Here is a 4,651-nt window from a genome sequence, read left to right as displayed (position 1 = left end):
AAGCGACGTCGGATGCCGTGGCGCGCACCGGGTCGCCCGTCCTTGCCGTGCCGCTCGACGTCACGCGCGTCGCCTCCATCGAGGCAGCCGTGAGCGCGGCCACGCAGCGTTTCGGCCGGCTCGACGGGCTCGTCAACAACGCGGGCGTCGAGGAGGTCCGCCCGAGCTTCGACGTGGACGAGGCGCTGTGGGACCGCATCCTCGACACCAACCTGAAGGGCGCGTTCTTCGCGGCGCAGGCTGCGGGCCGCGCGATGCGCGCGAACGGCTCGGGCAGCATCGTCAACATCGCCTCCTTGACCTCGATGGTCGGCGTGCCGACCGCGGTCCCCTACGGGTCGTCAAAGTCGGGGCTTCTTGGCATGACGCGGGCGCTGGCCGCGGAATGGGCGCCGTTCGGCATCCGCGTCAACGCGATCGCGCCCGGCTACTTCCGCACCGCCATGACCGACGTCTTCTACGAGAACGAGGACTGGCGCGAGCGCATGCTCGGGCGCATCCCGATGAACCGGTTCGGCGACCTCGACGATCTCGCCGGCACCGCTCTGTTCCTGGCGAGCGATGCGTCGCGCTACATGACCGGGCAGTGCATCGCGATCGACGGCGGGTTCCTCGCCTCCATCTGAAACCGCTGGGGGAACAGGCCGCTGCCACAAGATTGGGCTTGCGCGGAGCTTGCGGCTGGATCAAGCACACGTCATGCGTTGTGACGAATCCGCCCCGATTTCCCCAGCCGCCGCCGCACGCGCGGGATGGCGCGCATGAGCGTCGCCCGTCCGGTTCCCGCCGCCGGCACGCCGGCCGTGTCGGTGCGCGGCGTCTCGATGGTCTTTTCGGGACAGGCGGCGGTGGCGGATGCCTCGTTCGACCTTGCCGGCGGCCGGTTCCTGACGATCCTCGGCCCCTCGGGCTCGGGCAAGACGACGCTCCTTCGCATGATCGCGGGCTTCCAGAAGCCGACGCGCGGCGAGATCGCGATCAACGGCCGCCCGGTGTCCGACGAGCCCGCGCACAAGCGCAAGATCGGCATGGTGTTCCAGAAGCTCGCGCTGTTCCCGCACATGACGGCCGCCGAGAACGTCGCCTTTCCGCTCAAGATGCGCCGCTTTGATGCGCGCGAGATCCCGGCCCGCGTCGAGCGCTACCTCGATCTCGTGCATCTCGGCGCCTATGGGGATCGGCGCATCCACGAGCTGTCGGGCGGACAGCAGCAGCGCGTGGCGATCGCCCGCGCCCTGGTGTTCGAGCCGGAGCTTCTCCTCCTCGACGAGCCGCTCGCCGCGCTCGACCGCAAGCTGCGCGAGGAGATGCAGCTGGAGTTCCGCCGCATCCAGCGCGAACTCGGCATCACCACGATCAACGTGACGCACGACCAGCGCGAGGCGCTCGTGGTGTCAGACGAGATCATCGTGATGGAGGCGGGCCGCATCCAGCAGATGGCCGAGCCGATCGCCGCCTATCGCGAGCCCGCCAATGCGTTCGTCGCAAGCTTCATCGGCGTCACCAACCGGCTGGAGGGCCGGGTCGCGGGCGCTGAGGGCGAAGTGGTGACGCTCGAGACGCCGCTCGGGGCCATGAGTGGCCGCTGGTCGGCGCCCGCCGGCCGTGCGCCGCGCACGGGCGAGCCCGCGGTCGGCATGCTGCGTGCCGAGCAGATCCGCGTCGAGGGCGCCGTTTTGACCGGCGCGGCGCTCGACACCCATCTCACCGCCGAGATCGCAGACGTGATCTTCGAGGGCGAGCGCGTCGTCTACGAGGCGCGCCCCACCGGCACTCTCGGCGTGAGCTTGCGCGCCTTCGACCACGATCCGGTCGGCCACGCCGTCCAGCCCGTCGGCGCCTACGTGCGGCTCGGCTGGAATACCCGCGACCTCATCGTCTTTCCGCAAGCCTGAACGCCGCCCCATTCGCGAAAGGAGCCATCGCCATGACCGACAAGCCCTTCCTCCATGACCTCAATCGCCGCCGTTTCCTGCAGGGCGTCGCCGCCGTCGGCTCGATCGGCGCGGCCTCGGCGCTCGGCCTTCGCACGGCCGTCGCGCAGGAGCCGGAGAAGCCGGCCGAGATCATCGTGCGCGCCTGGGGCGGCTCCTGGGTCGAGGCGCTGAAGGCAGGCGTCTCCGACCCGTTCACCAAGGCGACCGGCATCGCGGTCCGGCACGACCTCACCGAGGACAACGAGATCCAGCCGAAGGTCTGGGCGGCGGTGGCGCAGAAGCGGGTGCCCCCGATCCACATCAACTGGGACACGACCACGAACGCCACCAAGTCGGCGCTGCGCGGCGTGACCGAAGACCTCTCGGACCTGCCGAACCTCAAGGGCGTCACCGATCTCGCCAAGCCGGTCGGCCTCGACGGCTATCCGATCGTCGACACCTACGGCTACGTCTACGTGCTCGCCTATCGCCCGGCCGCCTTCCCGGACGGCCCGCCGAAGTCGTGGAAGGCCATGCTCGACCCGAAGTTCAAGGGCCGCATCGCGCTCTACAACGACGGCATCGGCTTCCACTTCCCGGCGCAGATCGCCGGCGGCGGCAAGCTCGAGGACATCCCGGCCAACATGCAGCCGGCCTGGGACTTCATCGCCAAGGTCAAGGAACAGCAGCCGCTGCTCGGCGAGGATCCGGACTTCACGACCTGGTTCCAGAACGGCGAGATCGACCTCGCCTGCACCATCTCGACCAACGCGCGCGAGGCCAAGAAGAACGGCATCGACGTCGCCTGGGTGGTGCCCGAGGAAGGCGCCAAGTTCGACACGGACGGGCTGTGGATCCCGAAGGGCCTGCCCGAGAACGAGCTCTACTGGGCCAAGAAGTACATCGACATGGCCATCGGCAAGGACAGCCAGCAGGTCTGGCTCGACGGTCTCGGCCTGCCGGGCGTCGTGCCGGGCCTGACGCCGCCGGCCGATCTCGCGGGCGACCCGTCCTATCCGACGAAGCCGGAAGACTTCCAGAACCTCATTCGCATCTCGTCCAAGGTGCAGGTGGAGAACGAGGCCGAATGGTTCGGCAAGTTCAAGGCCATCATGCAAGGCTGACGCCATCGGGCTTCGGGGGCGGATCCCATCCGCCCCCGAAGCCGCCCTTCCGCAACATCGCATCGCCAGACACCGACCCCCATGCCGCTTCGCCCCGCCCGCTCCGCCTATCCCCTCCGTTGGCGCGTCTTCGACGCGACCGAGGCGGCGGCGCGCGCCGTCTGGCCAGCGCGGGCGGGCAAGGCACTGCCCTGGTTGATGCTGGCGCCCGCGATTCTTCTCGTCGGGCTCCTCGCGATCAGCCTCTTCGACATTCTCGACGCCAGCCTTCGAACGCTCGACACGGCGACCTTCCTGCCGTCCGAGGAGCGCACGCTCGCCAACTACGCCCGCGCCTTTTCCGAGCCGGTGTTCCTCAGCGTCGCCTTGCGCAGTCTCGGCGGCGCGCTGATCGTGACGCTCGCGACCCTCGTCCTCGCCTTTCCCTACGCCTATGCGATGGTGCGCACGCGCTCGGCCGCCCGGCGCAAGGCGCTGCTGATCGCGCTGTTCCTGCCCTTCTTCATCGGGCAGGTGGTGCGCGCCTACGGCTGGCTGATCCTTCTCGGCAACCAGGGGCTCGCCAACGAGATCTTCGCGCTGTTCGGGCTCGGGCCCTACCGCCTCCTCTTCAACTACTGGGCCGTTCTGTTCGGCCTCGTGCAGTACATGCTGCCCTTCGCCGTCCTGATGCTGGCGCCCGCGCTCTCGGCCATTCCCGAGGAGGTCGAGGCCGCCGCCGGCTCGCTCGGAGCCGACTGGAGGCGGACCCTTCTCCACGTCGTGTTTCCGATGGCGACCCCCGGCTTCGTCGGCGCGGGGCTCGTGGTGCTGACGCTGACGCTGACCGACTTCGCGATCCCTGCGATCCTCGGCGGCGGGGGGCAGGACTTCATCGCCAACGCGATCTACGACCAGTTCTTCCGCACATCCGACCAGGGCATGGGCGCCGCGCTGACGCTGCTTCTCGTCGTCGTCGGCTCGACGCTCGTCGGCGCGGTCTTCGCGCTCTTCGGCGCGGGCACGCTGGCGCTGCGCGGGCGCGCCCCATGACCGAGGCCCGCTCCAAGCGCTGGTTGATCGGCGGCCTCGTTGCCCTGTCACTCGTGATCCTCTCGGCCCCGACGCTGGTGGTGCTGGGCGCCTCGTTCACCGCCGGCAACATCATCGCCTTCCCGCCCGACGGGCTGTCGCTGAAGTGGTACGCCAAGGTCGCGGGCGCGGCGGACTTGCGCCAAGCGTTCTGGCGCTCGCTCCAGGTCGCGCTGATCTGCACCGCGATCGCGATTCCCGTCGGCACGCTGGCGGGCCTTGCGCTCGCCAAGTACCGCGTGCGCTTCGCCGGCCTTCTTCAGGTCTACCTGCTTCTGCCCTTCACGATCCCGCTGATCGGCTCCGGCATCGGGCTGATGCTTCTGTTCGGCGAGGCGGGCGTCCTCGGCTCGCTCTGGCCGGTCGGCGTCGCGGCCTGCGTGATCAACCTGCCCTTCATGATCTGGATCGGCGGCGCGCCGCACATCGAGGCGGCGAGCTCGAGATCGGGATCGAGCGCGCCGGCGCTCGCGCTCACGGCCCAGATCATGAAGGGCAGGTTGATGACGCAGGCCGCGACGCCGACCGGCCAGAGGGATC

At 69.4% G+C, this 4,651-nt stretch carries 5 protein-coding genes; all 5 read left to right on the top strand.

Features of this window, described 5'->3' with window-relative positions:
- On the top strand, positions 1 to 626 hold a 626-nt coding region (locus tag QZ753_RS08205; RefSeq protein WP_294642672.1), incomplete at its 5' end, for an SDR family oxidoreductase.
- Positions 627 to 761: 135 nt separating this feature from the next.
- Positions 762 to 1,895 (top strand): ABC transporter ATP-binding protein, encoded by a 1,134-nt coding sequence (locus QZ753_RS08200; protein WP_294642670.1) that lies wholly within the window; start codon positions 762 to 764, stop codon positions 1,893 to 1,895.
- Between the two features lie 32 nt (positions 1,896 to 1,927).
- Complete coding sequence (locus tag QZ753_RS08195; RefSeq protein ID WP_294642668.1) at positions 1,928 to 3,040, top strand: PotD/PotF family extracellular solute-binding protein; 1,113 nt, start codon at positions 1,928 to 1,930, stop codon at positions 3,038 to 3,040.
- Between the two features lie 81 nt (positions 3,041 to 3,121).
- Positions 3,122 to 4,072: an ABC transporter permease gene (locus QZ753_RS08190; RefSeq protein WP_294642667.1), complete on the top strand. Its 951-nt coding sequence runs from the start codon at positions 3,122 to 3,124 to the stop codon at positions 4,070 to 4,072.
- Positions 4,069 to 4,651 (top strand): ABC transporter permease (locus QZ753_RS08185; RefSeq protein ID WP_367171501.1); only part of this gene is annotated, 583 nt, incomplete at its 3' end. The genes QZ753_RS08190 and QZ753_RS08185, both read left to right, overlap by 4 nt.

The organism is uncultured Aureimonas sp. (genome assembly GCF_913775355.1).
Classification (GTDB): domain Bacteria; phylum Pseudomonadota; class Alphaproteobacteria; order Rhizobiales; family Rhizobiaceae; genus Aureimonas.
This window is presented reverse-complemented; position numbering and strand designations above follow the sequence as displayed.